Origin of the sequence: Ilumatobacter nonamiensis YM16-303, assembly GCF_000350145.1 — a bacterium.
GTDB classification, from domain to species: domain Bacteria; phylum Actinomycetota; class Acidimicrobiia; order Acidimicrobiales; family Ilumatobacteraceae; genus Ilumatobacter_A; species Ilumatobacter_A nonamiensis.
The window spans coordinates 49,377-66,357 of sequence record NZ_BAOL01000008.1; the positions used below are offsets into that span (position 1 = coordinate 49,377).

The 16,981-nt window shown below is 65.8% G+C and carries 18 protein-coding genes; 3 read left to right on the top strand and 15 right to left on the bottom strand.

Features of this window, described 5'->3' with window-relative positions; translation table 11 throughout:
- Positions 1 to 172: 172 nt before the first annotated feature.
- Entirely contained in the window at positions 173 to 1,228 is a 1,056-nt protein-coding gene (locus tag ON45_RS01185; protein ID WP_040491180.1) for an FUSC family protein, read from the bottom strand.
- Between the two features lie 236 nt (positions 1,229 to 1,464).
- Positions 1,465 to 2,004 carry a P-loop nucleotide/nucleoside kinase family protein gene (locus tag ON45_RS01190; protein ID WP_040491182.1) on the bottom strand — a complete coding sequence of 180 codons (540 nt, stop codon included), beginning with the start codon at positions 2,002 to 2,004 and terminating at the stop codon, positions 1,465 to 1,467.
- 230 nt (positions 2,005 to 2,234) lie between these two features.
- Here ON45_RS01190 and ON45_RS01195 point away from each other — a divergent pair, with 230 nt between their 5' ends.
- The 3 genes from ON45_RS01195 (at position 2,235) to ON45_RS01205 (ending at position 3,672) form a co-directional block, all read left to right on the top strand.
- Positions 2,235 to 2,606, top strand: a complete 372-nt coding sequence (locus ON45_RS01195) for a VOC family protein (protein WP_040491255.1) — start codon at positions 2,235 to 2,237, stop codon at positions 2,604 to 2,606.
- A gap of 51 nt (positions 2,607 to 2,657) precedes the next feature.
- Positions 2,658 to 3,008, top strand: coding sequence for a VOC family protein (locus tag ON45_RS01200; protein ID WP_040491187.1), 351 nt, complete (start codon positions 2,658 to 2,660; stop codon positions 3,006 to 3,008).
- Between the two features lie 88 nt (positions 3,009 to 3,096).
- Positions 3,097 to 3,672, top strand: a complete 576-nt coding sequence (locus ON45_RS01205) for a dihydrofolate reductase family protein (protein WP_040491189.1) — start codon at positions 3,097 to 3,099, stop codon at positions 3,670 to 3,672.
- A 48-nt stretch (positions 3,673 to 3,720) separates the two neighbouring features.
- On the opposite strand, the gene ON45_RS01210 is transcribed toward ON45_RS01205, so the two are convergent.
- The 13 genes from ON45_RS01210 to ON45_RS01270 all read right to left on the bottom strand — a co-directional run bounded on the left by ON45_RS01210 (position 3,721) and on the right by ON45_RS01270 (position 16,846).
- Positions 3,721 to 4,266, bottom strand: a complete 546-nt coding sequence (locus ON45_RS01210) for a DUF1707 SHOCT-like domain-containing protein (RefSeq protein ID WP_040491191.1) — start codon at positions 4,264 to 4,266, stop codon at positions 3,721 to 3,723.
- Positions 4,267 to 4,318: 52 nt separating this feature from the next.
- Positions 4,319 to 5,614, bottom strand: coding sequence for a hemolysin family protein (locus ON45_RS01215; protein WP_040491193.1), 1,296 nt, complete (start codon positions 5,612 to 5,614; stop codon positions 4,319 to 4,321).
- Between the two features lie 45 nt (positions 5,615 to 5,659).
- Entirely contained in the window at positions 5,660 to 8,479 is a 2,820-nt protein-coding gene (locus ON45_RS01220) for a cation-translocating P-type ATPase (RefSeq protein WP_083914043.1), read from the bottom strand.
- A gap of 337 nt (positions 8,480 to 8,816) precedes the next feature.
- Positions 8,817 to 9,788 carry a cyclase family protein gene (locus ON45_RS01225; RefSeq protein ID WP_083914045.1) on the bottom strand — a complete coding sequence of 324 codons (972 nt, stop codon included), beginning with the start codon at positions 9,786 to 9,788 and terminating at the stop codon, positions 8,817 to 8,819.
- Between the two features lie 46 nt (positions 9,789 to 9,834).
- Entirely contained in the window at positions 9,835 to 10,596 is a 762-nt protein-coding gene (locus tag ON45_RS01230) for an SDR family NAD(P)-dependent oxidoreductase (RefSeq protein ID WP_040491195.1), read from the bottom strand.
- On the bottom strand, positions 10,593 to 11,717 hold the full coding sequence (locus tag ON45_RS01235) for an amidohydrolase family protein (RefSeq protein ID WP_051062226.1): 1,125 nt from the start codon (positions 11,715 to 11,717) through the stop codon (positions 10,593 to 10,595). Before ON45_RS01235 ends, ON45_RS01230 begins: the two co-directional genes overlap by 4 nt.
- Positions 11,714 to 12,526, bottom strand: coding sequence for an SDR family NAD(P)-dependent oxidoreductase (locus ON45_RS01240; protein WP_083914022.1), 813 nt, complete (start codon positions 12,524 to 12,526; stop codon positions 11,714 to 11,716). Before ON45_RS01240 ends, ON45_RS01235 begins: the two co-directional genes overlap by 4 nt.
- Before the next feature lies 1 nt (position 12,527).
- On the bottom strand, positions 12,528 to 13,079 hold the full coding sequence (locus ON45_RS01245) for a nitroreductase/quinone reductase family protein (protein ID WP_051062227.1): 552 nt from the start codon (positions 13,077 to 13,079) through the stop codon (positions 12,528 to 12,530).
- A gap of 1 nt (position 13,080) precedes the next feature.
- Entirely contained in the window at positions 13,081 to 13,569 is a 489-nt protein-coding gene (locus ON45_RS01250) for a nuclear transport factor 2 family protein (RefSeq protein ID WP_040491196.1), read from the bottom strand.
- Positions 13,570 to 13,579: 10 nt separating this feature from the next.
- Positions 13,580 to 14,566: an alpha/beta hydrolase gene (locus tag ON45_RS01255; RefSeq protein ID WP_051062228.1), complete on the bottom strand. Its 987-nt coding sequence runs from the start codon at positions 14,564 to 14,566 to the stop codon at positions 13,580 to 13,582.
- The gene (locus ON45_RS01260) at positions 14,563 to 15,381 is read right to left on the bottom strand and encodes an acetoacetate decarboxylase family protein (protein ID WP_040491197.1); all 819 of its coding nucleotides are present in this window, start codon (positions 15,379 to 15,381) and stop codon (positions 14,563 to 14,565) included. The genes ON45_RS01255 and ON45_RS01260 overlap by 4 nt, the downstream gene beginning before the upstream one ends.
- Positions 15,382 to 15,386: 5 nt before the next feature.
- Entirely contained in the window at positions 15,387 to 16,142 is a 756-nt protein-coding gene (locus ON45_RS01265; RefSeq protein WP_051062229.1) for an SDR family NAD(P)-dependent oxidoreductase, read from the bottom strand.
- 11 nt (positions 16,143 to 16,153) lie between these two features.
- Complete coding sequence (locus tag ON45_RS01270) at positions 16,154 to 16,846, bottom strand: TetR family transcriptional regulator (RefSeq protein WP_040491198.1); 693 nt, start codon at positions 16,844 to 16,846, stop codon at positions 16,154 to 16,156.
- Positions 16,847 to 16,981: the final 135 nt, after the last annotated feature.

Consider the following 16,981-nt stretch of genomic DNA (forward strand, 5'->3'; position numbering starts at 1 on the left):
GAGTGCGGCGCGCCAGCTCGAGCGTCGACCGGATTAAGGGGCGGACGCGATGAGTCGGTAGGCGTTGCGTATCCTGCCGGGACTGTTGGGTTGAGGCGCCGAAGTGAGCATCATTTTTTGAGCCGGGGAGCGGTGTTGTACAGCGAGCAGCTGGCGCCGTTGTCGAGGTGTGTCAGGCAGTGGTCGTCTCGCTCGGGGGTGTTGGCTGACGAAGCCTCATCAGGCCAATCCCGACGAATGCGAGTGCAAGTCCGATGAGCGTGGCCAACAATCGCGTGGGCGGACCGCTCAACTGTTCGTCGGTGTCGAACCAGTAGTAGATGAGCACGGCGTTTGTCAGGAAGAACGCGTAGATCATGTAGTTGGCGCTGTAGAACGCCACTGCACCGAACGAAGAGACGAGCATGAGCACAACGACCAGCCCGTCAGATCCGGTGACTTCGAGGATCAGGGTCGCGACGACAGCACCAACGAGCGTGCCGATGCCGCGCTGTGTTCCCTTGAGCACAGTTTGGTGCGTGTCGGGCAGGAACACGATGAGCACCACGATGGAGATCCAGTACGGATCGAGACCATCGGTCGTGATCCGGTACCCGACCACCACCGCGACTGCAACGAGGATCGCTCGGACCACGCAGTAGATCCCGATCCCGGAGCGTACGAGCGCGCTGAGGTTCGGTCGGGTTGACGGCGGTTCCGACTCGTCCTCGGCGGGTACCGGGACGACATGATCCTGCGACCTTCCGATCGCTGAGACGGCTGCGACGAGGATCATCGCCACGACCCCACCCAGCAGGAACGCTGCCGCTGTGATGGGTGGGTCTTCGGCGCGTGACTCGCCGATCAAGACAGTGATGGCCCACAGGAGTACGAGATAGCCTGCTCGCCCGGCGGCGGACCCGAGTCCGTATGCCAACCCCGTGAGGTAGGTGACCGCTGCGAGCACGAGCGCCGCCTGCCATGCCGTCTCCGCGGTGACATAGGACAGGAACCCGAACGCGCCGCCGACGAGCGTCACGATTCCCATATGCACCATTCGCATCCGGAAGTTGCCGTCGCGACCTACCATCACGACGAGGACTGCGGCGATGCCGACCTGCAGCGCACCGACGCCGACGAGCGCCTCGATGGCCACCGCCACGAGAACCCCGACGATCGCATAGGCAGCCAGGCCGAGATTGAGCTTGGAATGGTCGATTGCGAGGAGGTGTTGCCATCGTCCGACCATGCTCGGCAACGTAGCTGAACGGGGCGAGCCGACCGGCAGATCGCTCGAGGCAGAGTCGAATCCTGCTGGCGACAGTCCAGTGCGCAACGAGAGTCCCCGTGCCGAATTGGCACCCATATTGTCGACCGCCGCTGCGCTCGAGCGCGTCCGCTATCGGCACCGAGGCGCTCCGATACCTGCTCGAGATTGTGCATTGGTGGCCGGCCCGAAGACGAGGCCATTCGTGCGCCTTGGTTCTATGTCCTTTGGGCGAGGCGAGCGGTCACGGTGTCCGCGATCCGTCGCGCTGCGCCTTCGGGTGCGAGGGCTGTGGTGTCGACAACGAGGTCGGCGGCGTCATCGAGCCATGACCGGGCAGCCCAGTACTTGGCGATGTGGTCGAGTCGCCAATCGAGTGCTTGGCTCTCGACTTCGTCGGTGGTGATGCGGCGACGGAGCTCTTCCTCGTCGCAGTCGAGGACGACGTGACAGACCGGAAGGCCGCGATCGGCGAACCCGTGGAGGAGTTCTTCCCAGTAATCGGCGACGAGGACCGTCTGCACGGCGATCATCGCATCCGGATTGGTGTAGCGGTAGATCCGGTCTGCGACCGCGGGAACCAGCTCTCGCCATGGCGGGAGATCCTGGAAGTCGTCGAACTCTTGGTCCCGCAAGTTGCCGGCGAGCAAGAAGCCAACGTGCTCGGGGTCGAAGAGCCTCCAACCGGTTTGCTCGAGGAGTGCGGTGGCCGTGGAGGTCTTGCCGACGCCGAAGGTGCCGTTGATCCAGACGATCATGACTCGACCGTAGACGCAGCTTGTTGCCGCCGCCCGTGCATCGATGCATGCCGGATGAAGCCGACGATCTCGCCGCCGACGACCCCCGACCGCTCGCGTTCGGCACGGATGCGCTCGAACTGCCGCAACCGTACGCAGGAAGACCGTTCGACGCTACGAGCCGTCCAGCTGGATCATGGCAAGGTGAGTCATGCCGCTACCGAACACGGCATTCGGAAGGAGAAACCAACATGACCACGATCACGACCGTGTCGACCGTCGCCATCCCGACCAGCAATCAGGATCGCAGCGTGACGTTCTACGTCGATCGACTCGGGTTCGAGAAACGAGTCGACGTCGAGATGTCCGCCGGGTTCCGTTGGATCGAGGTCGCACCTCCCGGCTCCGACGTCACCGTCACACTCCTGCAAGCAGGCGACGAGATGCCCGCAGGCCGTGACACCGGGATTCGCCTCGTCGCCACCGATGCAGCCGCTGAACACGAGGCGATGACCGAAGCGGGCGTCGACGTCGGCGAACTTCTCGATTGGCCCGACGCCCCACTGATGTTCGCGTTTCGCGATGTGGACGACAACACGCTGTATCTCGTCGAGACCGAATGATCCGACACGCGAACCAGCGTCCAGGAACCCAGACGAACACAGGAGCAGAACATGAACATCCAAGGCCTCTACGCCGCCGCAGCGGTGACCGACATGGAGCGCGCCGAGGCGTTCTACACCGCGCTGCTCGGGCGCGGGCCCGACGATCGGCCGATGGACGGCCTGATCCAGTGGCGCCCGTTCGACAACGCCGGGATCCAACTCTTCGCCGACACCGACAACGCCGGACACAGTTCGATCACCATCGTGGCCCCGGACATGGCAGCGGCCCGTCGCGAGCTCAGCTCGAATGGTCTCGACCTCGGAGACGACGTGCAGGGCGACTTCGGTGTGATCGCCCAGATCTCGGACCCCGACGGGAACCGCATCACCCTGGCCGAACCGCCGCGGGAGATGCCGTGACGATGGAACGCAGATCACGTCCCGACGCGACGATCACGAACGTGGTCGACCGTGACAACGGGGTCATCGCCCACCTGGAGGGAACGCGATGAAGCTCGTCATCACGCAGAACATCACTCTCGACGGTGTCATCGAGGTCACCGACGCCACCGGCGAATGGTTCGCTCCCGCCGGTGGCGACGCCGACATGTCCGACCTCGAAGCCTCGCTGCGGGAGATGATGGGCGAGCAGGACGCACAGCTGTACGGACGAAAGACCTTCGAGGCCATGCGGGGTTTCTGGCCGAACCGGACCGACGACACGACCGGCATCACCGATCACCTCGACACCGTCCGCAAGTACGTGATCTCGACGACGATGACCGACCCCGAGTGGCAGAACTCGACCGTCCTGCACGGCGACCTGATCCCAGCAGTACGCGACCTCAAGGACCAGCCCGGATCGGTGCTCGGGGTGACCGGCAGCATCAGTGTGTGCCACGCCCTGATCGCTGCGGATCTCGTCGACGAGTACCGCCTGTTCGTCTACCCGACCGTCGTCAGCCAAGCCCGCCGGCTCTTCGACGGCACCGCCGCTCGACCCTGCGACCTCGAACTCGTCGCCACCCAACAGTTCCGATCGGGGATCGTTCTGCTCACCTATCGACCTCGCACCACCGCCTGAACTTCGAGGAGACCCACCTCCATCTGTCCGTAGAAGGATCTGAAGGGGTCAGGCGCGCTTGATGTCGGTGCCACCCATGATCGAGATCGTCTTGATGCGGATGAGCGGTGCGTTGGGTGGGGCGGGCGCGTCGGTCAACTGGACGTCGTTGCCGCCCAGCAGAGCGAAGCCGCTGGGTTCGACCTCGACGCTGTCGGGTACGACGATGGCGGATCCACCCATGACCGACACAACGGTGATCTCCGTGACAGGACCCGAGATCGTTGCGCTGCGCAGGTCGAGATCCGCCCCGCCCATGAAGTTGACGACCCGGGTCTTCTTGGCCACCTTCCAGCGGCCGGATCTGTCATCGCCGCCGAGGACGCCGAAGACCCACTCCCTCGCCTTGGCCGGTACCGACGGCTGGACGACCGCCGGAACATCGGCCGTGAGAGCGACCAATTCCTGCCGGTACGTTGCGGTGAGAGCGCCAGCGATCCGATCACCGAACTCATCGAGCGTGATACGCCCGTCGACGACAGCAGTTCGCAGCGTCTGTTCAGCGGCGTCTCGTTCTTCGGGCGACGCTCGCACCGGGGACTCTTCGTTGCCCATGCCGATCACGGTATCCAGAAGGACTCACCGGGAACCGGCGCGGCGACGTTGATCAGCGCTCCGACTCGTCGGGGCGCGAGTCTTCGGTCGATTGCGCAACTGGACGAGCGGCGACTTCGCTCACGGTGTGGTCGCGCATTGCGCGCACTTCGAGGTTCCACCCGTTGATCTCGACGCGGTCGGCAATGCTCGGGATGCGACCGAGATGTTCGAGCACCAGGCCAGCGACGGTTGCATAGTCTCCAGCGGGCAACTCGAGCCCGATCTGGGACAGATCATGGATCGGGAAACGGCCAGGCAGCACGATCGTGCCGTCTCGTTCGCGACGCGCCGAAGCGAGGTCCGGGTCGGACTCGTCGTAGATCTCTCCGACGACCTCCTCGACCAGGTCCTCCATCGTGACGAGACCGACGACTCCCCCGTGTTCGTTCACGACCAATGTCATCTGAGTGCGGAGTCGCTGGAGCTCGCTCATCGTCGTGAGCACTCGTGCCGCTTCGGGGTAGGCGGGTATTTTCTGAGCAATCGAGGCCACGACTCCATCGCGGGCGGCGATCAGTTGTCGCAAATGGACGTACCCGACCACGTCGTCGAGATTTCGCCCCACCGCGACGGGAGCGCGACTGTGTCCGGATTCGTTGAGCCGCTGCATCGCGAGGCGACAGGGCCACTCTGCGTCGAGAACGAACACATCGCCCCGGGGGACGAACACCTTGTCGAGGGTGCGTTCGGCAATCTCGAACGCACCGTTGACGATGAGGCGCTGCTCGGGAGTCAACGTGTCCTGCACGGCAACCATGTCGCGTAGTTCCTCCTCGGTCACTTCCTCTCGCTGCAGATGTGGATCGGCGCCCATCAACCGAACCGCTGCATTCGTGGAGTGGGACAGCAACCACACAACCGGGCGGGTCAACGTCGACAACCACGCCAACGGACGCGCCATCACCATCCCCCACCGCTCGGCCTTCTGCATCGCGACGCGTTTGGGGGCCAGCTCACCGAACACCAAGGTGAAGTACGCGAGGAACAACGTGACCGCCACGACGGATGCCGGCCGAGCCGCACCACCCAGGAACCCGAGCGGGCCCTCGAGCGGTTCGGCCAGTGACACCGCCGCAGCGGCCGACGCCAGGAAACCCGCCAGCGTGATCCCGATCTGAATCGTGGCGAGGAAGCGGTTCGGTTCCCGCGCCAAGCCGGCCAGCACGGCGCCGGTACCCGACTGCTTCTCCAGCCGTTGGAGCTGACCCTCCCGCAGCGAAACCAGGGCCAACTCGGTGCCCGCAAACGCCGCGTTGACGAGCACCAGTACGACGACGAGAACAAGCTGCGGCAGCACGTCAGACATGACGACCTCGCACGCGCCGAGAGGTCAGGCAGTCGGAGTCGGGCTTCACGGGAGATCCACGGGGATCGCAGCGACGGTCGGGTTCGCGTCGATCTCGGTGGTGGTCGTTCTGGCGGCTGTCCGCGCTCGTGCTTTCACCACTTCGAGCACCACCAGCAGGAGGACACCCGTTGCCGCGCAGACGGCGAGGTCGCCGATGCCGAGGGGTTCGAGGTCGAGGAATCCACGGAGTGGCGTGTAGATCGCCACGAGTTGCAGACTCGTGACCACACCGGCGATCGCGAGCAGCAACGGGTTGGTGAAGAAACCGATCGAGCGGAGCGACTCGGTGTTGGAGCGTGTCCCGATCGCCTGGGCGACCTGCATGAACGCAAGGGTCGTGAAGATCATCGTCTGCCACTCGATCCGGTCGTCGAGTTCGTAGGCGAAACCGACTCCGAGCGACACGACGCCGATCAGCGCACCGATCCAGATGGTTCGACGCCCCAGTCCGTCCGCCCACAGACTCGCCCCCGGTCGGTGCGGCGCGCGTTGCATCACGCCTCGTTCGGCCGGCTCCACACCCATCGACAGCCCGAGCAGCCCGTCCGTCATCAGGTTGAGCCAGAGCAGTTGCAACGGCAGCAAGGCCACGGCGGATTCGACGCTGCCGCTACCGGAGACGAGAAACGGGATCGGCCACCCGAGCATCACGATGATCTTGCCGAGGTTGCCGGCAACCGCGAAACTGACGAAGCGGCGCAGGTTGTCGTAGATGACCCGCCCCTCCTCGACCGCCGCCACGATGGTGGCGAAGTTGTCGTCGCGCAGCACCATGTCCGACGCTTCCTTGGAGACGTCGGTCCCGGTGATGCCCATCGCGACGCCGATATCGGCCCGCTTGAGTGCCGGCGCGTCGTTGACGCCGTCGCCGGTCATGGCGACCACCTGATGCTGCTCCTGCAGTGCGCTGACGATGCGGAGCTTGTGTTCGGGAGAGACGCGGGCGAACACCGACACGGCGGCTGCCGCGTCGGCGAATTCGGCCTCCGTCAGGCGGTCGAGGTCGACGCCGGTGAGGACCCGATCGTCGCCGGCGATGCCCAGTTCCGTGGCGATCGCCTTGGCGGTCAGCGGGTGGTCGCCGGTGATCATCACGGGTCGGATTCCGGCGCGCCGGCACACGGCCACCGCGTCTCGGACCTCGGTGCGCGGCGGGTCGATCATTCCGATCAACCCGAGGATCACCAGATCGTCCTCCGCCTGCCCCGCAAGACCTTCATGCTCACCTGACACCGAGTCGTCGTCGAACGTGCGATACGCGACGCCCAGCACTCGCCGTCCGTCGGCTGCGAGTCGTTCGTTCGCGTCGAGGACACGTCGTCGCCATGTGTCGTCGATGTCGACGGGTCCGTCCGCGGACCAGACACCCGACGCCCGTTCGATCAGCCCGTCGATCGCGCCCTTGACGAACGCGATCGGACATCCCTGAGGCAGTTCGGCGAACAGCAACTGCTCCTGGTCGTCCAACGGAGCGTGGACGGTGCTCATCCGCTTGCGACCGGAGTCGAACGGGTTCTCGGCGACGCGCGAGAAGCGCGCTCGCAGTTCGCCGACGTCGACCCCGACGTTCGCCGCCAACTGCAGCAGCGCCGTTTCGGTGGGGTCACCGAGCAGCGTCACCGCACCGTCATCGTCGGCTTCGGCCTGTGCGTCGTTGCACAGCACCACCGCCCCCACCATCGCCCGAGCGGTCGCCGGAAAATCCGACGCATCGGGTGTGCCATCGGGATCGATCACGATGTCGTGATCGGCGACATCGAGCATGGTGACGGTCATCTGATTCTGTGTCAGCGTGCCCGTCTTGTCGGAACAGATCACCGTGACCGATCCCAGTGTCTCCACAGCCGGAAGCTTGCGGATCAGCGCGTTGCGCCGCAGCATCCGCTGCGAACCGATCGCGAGCGTGAAGGTCACCACGGCCGGCAGCCCCTCGGGGATCACCGCAACGGCGACACTGATCGCCGTGAGCACGAGTTCGGACGCACCCTCCCCTCCGAGCGCACCCATCAGCACCACGAGGCCGGCGACACCGATCCCGACGAAGGCGAGCTGCTTGCCCACCTTGTCGAGACGCGCCTGCAGCGGGGTGTCCTCGTCGTCGACGCCCTGGAGCAGCGTGGCGATGCGACCGAGCTCCGTTGACATTCCCGTCGCGATCACCACCCCCACCCCGCGTCCGGCGGTCACCTGGGTGCCGCTGTAGGCCACACACATCCGATCGCCCAGCGGCAGGCTCTCCTCGTCGATCGCCTCGGTCTGCTTGTCCGCAGGTTCGGACTCGCCGGTCAACGCCGCCTCCTCGACGCGGAGATTCGCTGCTTCGATCAGGCGGACGTCGGCGGGCACGATCGACCCGGCATCGAGTTGCACGATGTCGCCCGGTACGAGCTCACCTGCTGCCACCTCCGTGGTCCGGCCGTCACGCACCACCCTGATCACCGGCACCGCCATCTTGCGCAGCGCGGCGATTGCCTTCTCGGCGCGGTACTCCTGGAAGAACCCGAGCAGCGTGAACAGCACCACGATGGCTCCGATCGCACCGGCTTCGAGATACTTGCCGAGAATCAGCGAGAGCAGGGCGGCGCCGATCAGGATCAACACCATCACCGCCGAGATCTGCGCCCACACGAGTCGCCACGGACTCGACGAGCCGGTGTCGACCAACTCGTTCGGTCCATGTTCCGCGAGCCGTTCGGCCGCAACGTTCGCACTCAACCCGTCGACAGAAGCACCGAGGTGATCCAAGACGTCGGAGACGGGGAGCCGGTGCCACTCCACCGGCTCGATGACCGTCGCGACGTCGTTGTCCGCAACCGCAGTCATCGAACGCCACCTGAGCGGCACACGTCAGAACTCGGGAGATCGTGGAACATGAGAGATTCCTTTCAGCGCACGGGCGAACGTTCGCTGAAAGTCTCTCCACCCATTCGAGACGGGCTGACCGCGCCGGCTCCGCAGAGCGTGTTGACGACGGGCCACTCGGGATACTCCCCTTCAGTCACCGAGATCATACGACCTCACCGACATCTCGCGGTCGCACGTTCGCCGACGAACCGGCCGTTCATGGCGATGGACATCGCGGCTGCCGACAGGCTGACTCGGCCGCAACCTCCGGTTCAGACGTACTTCGCGACACCCATCGACATGAATCGATCCGGCGTCACTTCACCGCGATCGGATTGACCGGAGATCCGCACCCACCGGCGATGGGGAGTGCCGGCGCGGCGAGAAAGAAGTCGTACTGGCCGTCGTCGGCGCAGTCGGCTGCGAGGTCTTCGAGAAACCAGAGTTCACCGAGCAGGAGGCCCAGGTCGCGGATGGCGACCATGTGCATCGGCGACGTGACTCCGGCGACCGGCGACAGGCCCTCGACCATCACATTGTCGGCGGCAACGGCCGCCACCTCGTGTTCTGCCAGCCACTTCACGGTCGTGAAGTGCAGTCCGGACAGGCAGGTGTGATGGAAACCCGACCAGTTGTCGCCGTCGACCGCCGTCATGGCGCCGGTCCGCACGAGGACGATGTCACCGGTCTCGATCGTGACACCCTGGGCGGCGGCACATGCGTCGAGGTCCTCGGAGCGGATCGGAGTCATCAGGTCCCAGCAGTCCACGGATGCGTGTCGGGCCATGTCGAGCAGAACCCCTCGCCCGACGAAACCGTCGTGCACCTTGTCGATCCCGTTGCGGCCGCTGCCCGCGGCGCTGACCTCGGTGGCGGGCACGCCGTTGTACATCTCTCCCGAGTAGTAGATGTGGCTCAGGGCGTCCCACTGGGTGGAGCCTTGACACGACAGCACGAGCATGTCGTCGGTGAAGTCGGCCTCACCGCCCATGTCCATCGGACCGGGGGTGTCTCCGGTCTGGGTCATCACGTGCAGGCAGTTGGTCCTGCCGATGTTTCCGGTCTGTGGGCCCACGCCGGTCTTCAGGGGCAGGGCCAGTGAGAACGTCCGCCCGCTGCGCATGGCGGACGCGGCGGCGAGCCGTTGGTCGGGTCCGAGGTGGTTGAGCGTGCCACGCTCGTCGTCGGGCCCCCAGCGCCCCCAGTTGGAGATCTCTCGGCCAAGGGCGTACACGTCCTCGATCGTGTAGGTCTCGGCTGGTGATGATGGTTCGTGCGGGGTGGTCATGTTGATCTCCTTCAAAGGGTGCGATGCGGCCGGCGTTCCCGGCCCACTACAGGTAGAAGCCGCCGTCGAGGAACAAGGCCTGGCCGACCACGAACGACGAGGCCGGCGAACTCAACCACACGACCGCTTCCGCGATCTCGTCGGGGTGGGCGATCGCAGGTCCGGCGCCTCCCGGCGGGTTCGGTGGGATCGGGCTTCCCGCCATGCCCTCGAGCAGCGGAGTCGACACCCCGCCGGGGCACACCGCGTTGACCCGGATCCCGCGAGGGAGGTACTCCTTCGCGGCGGTCTTGGTCAGCCCGACGACTCCGTGTTTGGTGGCGCCGTACGCGGCGCCCGCCTTGGCCGCCGTCAGGCCCGCCGTCGAACTCGTGTTCACGATGGACCCGCCTCCGTGCTCGGCCATGTGGGCGAGCTCGTGCTTCAGGCAGTTGAAGACACCGGTCAGGTTGATCGCGACCGTGTGCGCCCACGTCTCCGCGGCGAACAGTCCGGTCGGTTGGCCGGCGGAACCGATGACGCCGGCATTGTTGAAGGCGTGGTCCAGGCCACCGAAGGTCTCGACCGTGAACCGGACCATCTGCTCGACCTCGCTCTCGTCGCTCACGTCGCAGCGAAAAGGTGCAGCGGATCCGCCTTCGGCGAGGATCGTGTCGACGAGTCGCTCCGCCGCCGACATGTCGATGTCGGCGACGACCACGCTCGCGCCGGACCGAGCGAACCGTTCGACCGTCGCGGCGCCGATTCCCGAGGCGCCCCCGGTGACGAGCGCGACGCGGTCGCTGAAGTCGTAGATCGGCGTGGTCATGAGGGCCTCCCGGTGTCTTGCTGCGCCTGACCGAATCGTCGCGTCGACCCGGTGTGGTCGGTGTCGTCGAGCCGGTAGATCCGCATGGCGCTGTCATGGAACATCTGACGTCTCTCCTCGGCCGAGTAGCTCAGGGTCATCTTCTTGAAGGCGTTCCACAGATTGTTGTAGCTACAGGCGAACCGATCGACCGGGAAGTTGGACTCGAACATGCAACGGCTGGGTCCGAACTCCTGGATCACGTAGTTCACCCGATCGGAGAACTCGCTCGCGATCTCGTCGGATGAAGGCTTCTCCGTCCTCCAGAACCAGTCGTGGCCGAAGAGATACATCCCGATACCTCCGAGCTTGACGGTCACGTTCGGCAGTGCGGACAGCTCGCGCATCGCCGATCGCCAGGTTGTCTCGACATCGTCCGCCTGCCTGCGATATCGGGCGACTCCGAGTGGCGCTCCCATGTGGGTGACGACGATGTCGGTGTCAGGCACGGCCCGCGCCAGTTCGACGACCTCGTGGAGCTGCGTGTGGAAGACCCAGGCATCGAGAGTGAGGCGGCGTTGCCCGAGCAGGCGCACGCCATCGCGGAACGACGGGTCAGCCAGCAGGCCACGCTGGGGCTGAGCGACGCCGGGCATGAATTCGTGACGGTGGGTGTCGTAGGTGGCGCGTACACGAATTCCCCTGATCAGCCCTGCAGAGGCCTCGACGTGTGCATCGAGCACTGCCTCGAGAAGGTCTCCACAGCTGAGATCGGCCATCCCCACGATCCCGCGAATCGGCGGACAACCCAGGCGCTCTGCTTCTGCGGCCTTCGCCGCCACGAATCGCGACTCGCCGACCGGCATGAACGCCTCTGGTCCCGACGGCAGGTACCCGGTGCCGCACTCGGCGAACACGGTGGCCACGACGTTGTGGCCACCGGACATGTCATTGCAGTAGTCGCCGAGGCCGTAGGGAACGTGGCCGCTGTTGTCCCACAATCCGGTCGAAGATGGTGGCGTCACGCTGTCTCGTTCGTAGAAGTGAAAGTGGGTGTCACAGACGGGCAGGTCCGGCTCGAGAGCCTCCTCGGCCATCGCCGGGTCCGCAATGACCACCGGTCCTCGCACGGGTTCGCTCATGCGAGCCTCTCGGTGGCCGAGAAGTGCAGGCCTTGGCGCTTCAGGTTCCAGTCGGAGAACACGTGGGAGGTGGCGGTCATGCCTCCGTCGACGACGAGTTCGGCCCCGGTGAAGTAGCTCGACGCATCGGAGGCGAGGAAGAGCACCGCCTCGGTGACCTCCTGCGCCTGACCGAATCGCCGCATCGGCAAGGTCTCGCCGAACTCGTCGAGGAGTGGCCTGACCTTCGGATGATCGAACATGGTCGTCTCGATGATGCCCGGATGCACCGAGTTCACCCGGATGCCGTACGGCCCGAACTCGAGCGCCGCCGTCTGGGTCAACCCGCGGACCGCGTACTTGGCGCTCGTGTAGGCGGCCCCGCCGATCGATCCGTTGAACCCGCTCACCGACGAGATGTTGATGATCGAGCCGCCACCCTGATCCTTCATGATCGGGGCCACCATCTGCATCGAGATGAAGATGGACAGCTGGTCGACCTCGATCACCCGCATGTACTCGCTCACCGACATGTCGACGATGTGCTTGATTCCGCCGATACCGGCATTGTTGACCAGCACATCGACCCGCCCGAACGAACTCATCGTCTCGTCGACCACGTGCTGCCAGCCGCTCTCGCTGGCGACGTCGTGGTGGAGGAATCGCGCTCTCGAGTTGTCGAGTTCTTCGACGAGCTGCTCGCCGGCATCCTGGTCGATGTCGGTCAGCACCACGGTCGCTCCCTCGTTCAGGAATCCCTGAGCGTGGCTGGCCCCCATTCCCGCCGCCCCGCCGGTGATGATCGACACCTTCCCGTCGAGTCGTCCCATGTCATGTCCTCGATTCTGGAGCTGTCGGATTCTCTCGCAGCGACACCGCTTCGACGACGAGCTTCACGATGGGGATCCGTCGCTCGGTGCGGGCCTGGTAGGTCTCGTAGTCGGGCCAGAACCGAACCATCTGCTCCCACCGCAGCTCGCGTTCGTCGCCCTCGACGGTCACGGCGACGGCTCGACAGTTGAAGATTCCGGCGATCACCTCGCACTTCGGGTCGGCCAGCAGGTTCTTGTACCAATGCGGATGATCCGGTGTCCCGCCCTTGCTGGCCACGACGAGGAAGCCGTCGCCGCACGGCTGGTACAGCAGTGGGGCCACCCGTGGTTCACCGGAGGTTCGCCCCTTCGTGACGAGCAGCAGTGTGGGGTGGAGTCCCTCGGCGCGTGCGCTCGTGTTCTCGGACGCGTTCCAGTCGTGCGCGGCGACCTGGTCGGTCTGGTACTGCTCGACGTGCCGGAAGAACCACGACAGGTCGCGCCCCTGGGTGGGGTCGGCCGCTCCGGCCCCGCCTGCGTCGTCTGGTTGGTTGGTCGATTGTTCTGTCACTTCAATCCCTTTCGTCCATGACCGACTGGAAGACCGCGGCATAGGCGTGGCCCAGCTGCGGGGAACGCGGGTCGGGGCCGCCGTCCTTGAACCATTCGAGTCGGCGCGACCGGAACCGCCAGGCACCGTCGACGTCTCGCGCGTACCGATCGTGATAGCGACCGCTGCCGCGGATGCGCCAGCCGTGCTCGGCGGACAACTCGATGACCACCAGGTCGACCGACCCGGTCCCCTGTCCGCCGTCGACCTCGATCACGGTGTTGAGCATGAGATGGCGTGTGCCGGCGAGCAGTGGTTGGTCGCTGCTGTGCTCGGCGGCGAGCGACATCAGCCGGCGCAGCTTCTCCCGCGAGCGGATCGTCACGCCGTTGTCGGTGAACTCGGCGTCCTCGGTGAAGAGGTCGGCGTACGCGTCGGGTTGCCGGGGCCACTCGTCGACGGTCTGGCCGTAGCGTCCGATGAGGTTCGAGATGCGCTGGTAGTCGTTCACGCGGGCTCGCTCAGGGCCGTGGCACGGGCTCGGCCCGAAGGTGGCGGTTCATCTCGGCGGCGGCGCGATCGAACGCCTGGAGACCCTCGGCGAGGATGCCGCCCATGTTGCAGAACGCGTGCGGGAGCCCCTGCTCGATTCGCGCCTCGACCGCCACGCGCGACCGGGCGAGCGTCTCCGCGTACTGCATCGCCTCGTCACGCAGCGGGTCGTACTCGGCGGCCAGGATCAGCGTGGCAGGGTGAGCGGGTGGAGCCGAGTCGGCCGCTGCGGGCGTCAGACGCGGGTCGGTGTGCGTCGCCTCGTCGGGCGCGTACTGGTGCCACATCCACTCCATCTGCTCCCGAGCCGGGGGCAGCAGGTCGCCGAGCGACCGCCATGACGGTGTCGACATGCTGATGTCCAGCGCGGGTTCGAGGAGCAGGAGGAACCTGGGGGCCTCGTCGCCGTTTCGGCTCAACTCCAACGCTGCGGCCGCTGCGAGACCGCCACCCGAACTCTCACCGGCGAGAGCGGTCCGGTCAGGGTCGCCTCCGATGTCCTGTGCGTGGTCTCGGGCCCATCGAAAGGCGGCGACGCAGTCGTCGAAGGCGGCCGGGAACGGCGCCTCGGGGGCGAGCCGGTAGTCGACGTTGACGACCACGGCGCCCGTCTGATTGGCCAGGCGACGACAGAGATGATCGGAGTGTTCGAGATCACCGAGAATCCAGCCGCCCGCGTGGCAGTACACGACGATCGGCTGACCTGGCTCGCTGCTGGCCCGGTGGACGCGAACGTCGAGCTCGGCGCCGGCCGAATCGATGCGGTGCTGGGTTGTCTCCCACGTCTCTTCGCGTTCGGGAACGGTGGTCCGGCTCGACGCAGCTTGTCGGGAGGCCTCGACGCCGACCCGGTTCATCGTCGGGGCCGAGCGGATCGCATCGAGGATCGCGCCGACGAGCGGAGCGGGCTGCGACAGGCCGAGCTGCTCGAAGTCGATCGGGGTGGCGTCGCTCACGTCGGCGGGTCCAGTCGGATCACGGCGTTTCGTGGCAGCGTCACGCGGGAATGGACGACGGTCGCGGTGCGGTACTCGAGCACGGGGAGTGTCTTGAGTGCGTCGATGATGTGAGCGGAGCCCGGTGCCTGCTGCCAGTTCGGGGAGTCGAAGCTGACCGTTCCTTCACCCGTCCATGCTGCGGAAACCGAAACGGACGACAGCAGTTTGGTCGGGTAGTCGACGTCCGCGCCGCCCTCGGGGTTCGGGATGTACTTCCAGCCGAGCGCGACCTGTTCTCGCTCGTCGCCGAGCTTGGACAGCACCGCCGGGTCGAGCGGTTCGAGACCGTGGGCCTCGCCTCGGAGCAGCCGCGTCCCGTACTCGCCGACCTCGAAGGCGGCGCTGCCCTCCGAGCGTTCGTGGTCGGGAATCTCGCCGACGATCTTCGCGTAGCCCTGGAGTTCACGGCCGGCGATCACCGGCTTCGGGTCGGACTCCCAGATCACCAGGCTGTACGGGCCGACGACGTCGTGATCAGGATCGCGGTCGCCGCTCGACGATCGGAAGCGAACGCCCACCTGGACGCGGACCACGTTGTACTGGCGGCCGCCGAGCCAGTCGACGCCGCCGTTGTGTGAACTCGAGACGGTCACGACGGGCTCGCCCTCGACCTCGAAGAACGAGGGAAGGAACCGTTCGATCGCCGCTCGTTCGGTGAGGAACGGCACGGCGATGTTGCGCAGGTCCTCCATGACGGTCACCTCGGGGAGGAGGGACGGCCCGAAGACCACCGGCATGTCGTAGCGCTGTGTCGGGTCGAACTCGAACGCCATGCGAATCACTGTCCCTCGTCGGGTGCTTGGTATTCGACGTTCGCGTCGAACACGCCGATGGTGAAGGCCGGCTTGTCGTGGAGTTTGACTCTGACCTCGCCGTTGTCGCCTGTCAGCATCAGGTCGACCGCTTCGCCGGCCATATCCGCAGCGGTGATCAGCGGGATGCCGGCTTGTCGGACGACGTCGGCGATCAGCGTCGTGTCGACCGTTGCCGGACAGAGGGCGTTGATGCGGAGCTTCTGTCCTCGAATGCCCTGCGCCGCGCTGCGGACGAGGTGGATGGCTGCGGCCTTGCTGGCGGCGTAGATCGCGTCGGGCGCAGTTGGCACCAACCCGGCTCGTGAGGCCGTGACGGTGATCGCGCCGCCTCGGTCCAGCATGAGCGGGATCAAGTGCCGAAGCCCATGGAAGACGCCGTCGACGTTGACCGACATGACGCGCCGGTACGCCTCGAGCGGTGCCTCGTGGACGGCCAGGAAGGGTGCGTCGCCCGGTGCGGTCATCACCCCCGAGTTCAGCAGCGCATAGTCGGGAACCCCGACCTCGTTCACACACTGTTCGATCGCGCTGGCGAGGCTCGCGTCGTCGGTGACGTCTCCGTGGTAGAACGCCCCGCCGACCTCGTCGGCCAGTTGTCGACCGTCGCGCTCGTTGATGTCGACGATCACCACCCGACGACCCGATGATGCCATCTGTCGGACGGCCTCGGCTCCGATGCCGGTGGCTCCGCCGACGACGAGTGCCGTCTCCGTTGTCATGGTTGCTCCTGTCATCGCGCTCGCCTGTCGTAGCCCTCGGCGACATGCGTGGGGACGTCGTCCGACCACACCCGCTTCCAGGTTTCGATCGTTCGGTCGAGAGTCTCGACGAGGTCCGCATCGCCCCCGCTCACCGCCCAGGCTGCGAGCGCCGAATCACGCAGGTCGAGGCAGGCCGTCACGATCGCCCGAGCAACGACGAACCGATCGGGCTGGTCGGGGACGAAGGGGAGAACCGTGCGGGTCAGTTCGTTGCGCCACCGATTGTGGAAGGCGCCACTGCGTTCGACGAACTGCTTCGACTTCATGGAGCGTCGCATGCGGGCGACATCGTCGGGATCGTTGACCATGTCCGTCATCTGAACGATGGCCGCGGCGAGGATCGCATCGGCTGGTGCGAGGTCGTCGAGCAGCAGTCGGGTGAGGGCGACGTGGTCGTCCATCGATGCCGGGAGGTCGACGTAGATGGCGTCGGCCTTGGTCTCGAAGTAGCGGAAGAAGGTGCGCACCGAGATGTCGGAGCGTTCGGCGATGGCTTCCACCGTGGTTTTGTCGAGGCCGCCGCCGTCCTCGCCTCCGTTCTCCTCGTACAGCTCGACGGCCGCAGCGAAGATGCGGCGGCGTTGTGCGTTCTTGCGACGCTTCGCCGGCCCTGGCTCATCAGCTGCTCGCAGGTCGGCGATGCGTGTGGCCAGGTCGCTCATCGAGCCGATCCTCGAAAGTTCGTCACATTTGACATGCCTGCCATCTTGACACGACTGCCAACTTCATGCAAGGTGTGCATCGTGACAAGCCGGCGAACCCGTCGGCGCACGACTCGACACACAACTCAACCAACC

Bases quoted from the DNA above. Each gene is read 5' to 3' on its own strand.
- ON45_RS01225 (WP_083914045.1), bottom strand. From the start codon at position 9,788: ATGACCACCCCGCACGAACCATCATCACCAGCCGAGACCTACACGATC.
- ON45_RS01200 (WP_040491187.1), top strand. From the start codon at position 2,658: ATGAACATCCAAGGCCTCTACGCCGCCGCAGCGGTGACCGACATGGAG.
- ON45_RS01265 (WP_051062229.1), bottom strand. From the start codon at position 16,142: ATGACAACGGAGACGGCACTCGTCGTCGGCGGAGCCACCGGCATCGGA.
- ON45_RS01190 (WP_040491182.1), bottom strand. From the start codon at position 2,004: ATGATCGTCTGGATCAACGGCACCTTCGGCGTCGGCAAGACCTCCACG.
- ON45_RS01210 (WP_040491191.1), bottom strand. From the start codon at position 4,266: ATGGGCAACGAAGAGTCCCCGGTGCGAGCGTCGCCCGAAGAACGAGAC.
- ON45_RS01195 (WP_040491255.1), top strand. From the start codon at position 2,235: ATGACCACGATCACGACCGTGTCGACCGTCGCCATCCCGACCAGCAAT.
- ON45_RS01185 (WP_040491180.1), bottom strand. From the start codon at position 1,228: ATGGTCGGACGATGGCAACACCTCCTCGCAATCGACCATTCCAAGCTC.
- ON45_RS01235 (WP_051062226.1), bottom strand. From the start codon at position 11,717: ATGAGCGAACCCGTGCGAGGACCGGTGGTCATTGCGGACCCGGCGATG.
- ON45_RS01215 (WP_040491193.1), bottom strand. From the start codon at position 5,614: ATGTCTGACGTGCTGCCGCAGCTTGTTCTCGTCGTCGTACTGGTGCTC.
- ON45_RS01260 (WP_040491197.1), bottom strand. From the start codon at position 15,381: ATGGCGTTCGAGTTCGACCCGACACAGCGCTACGACATGCCGGTGGTC.
- ON45_RS01240 (WP_083914022.1), bottom strand. From the start codon at position 12,526: ATGGGACGACTCGACGGGAAGGTGTCGATCATCACCGGCGGGGCGGCG.
- ON45_RS01220 (WP_083914043.1), bottom strand. From the start codon at position 8,479: ATGACTGCGGTTGCGGACAACGACGTCGCGACGGTCATCGAGCCGGTG.
- ON45_RS01205 (WP_040491189.1), top strand. From the start codon at position 3,097: ATGAAGCTCGTCATCACGCAGAACATCACTCTCGACGGTGTCATCGAG.
- ON45_RS01230 (WP_040491195.1), bottom strand. From the start codon at position 10,596: ATGACCACGCCGATCTACGACTTCAGCGACCGCGTCGCGCTCGTCACC.
- ON45_RS01270 (WP_040491198.1), bottom strand. From the start codon at position 16,846: ATGAGCGACCTGGCCACACGCATCGCCGACCTGCGAGCAGCTGATGAG.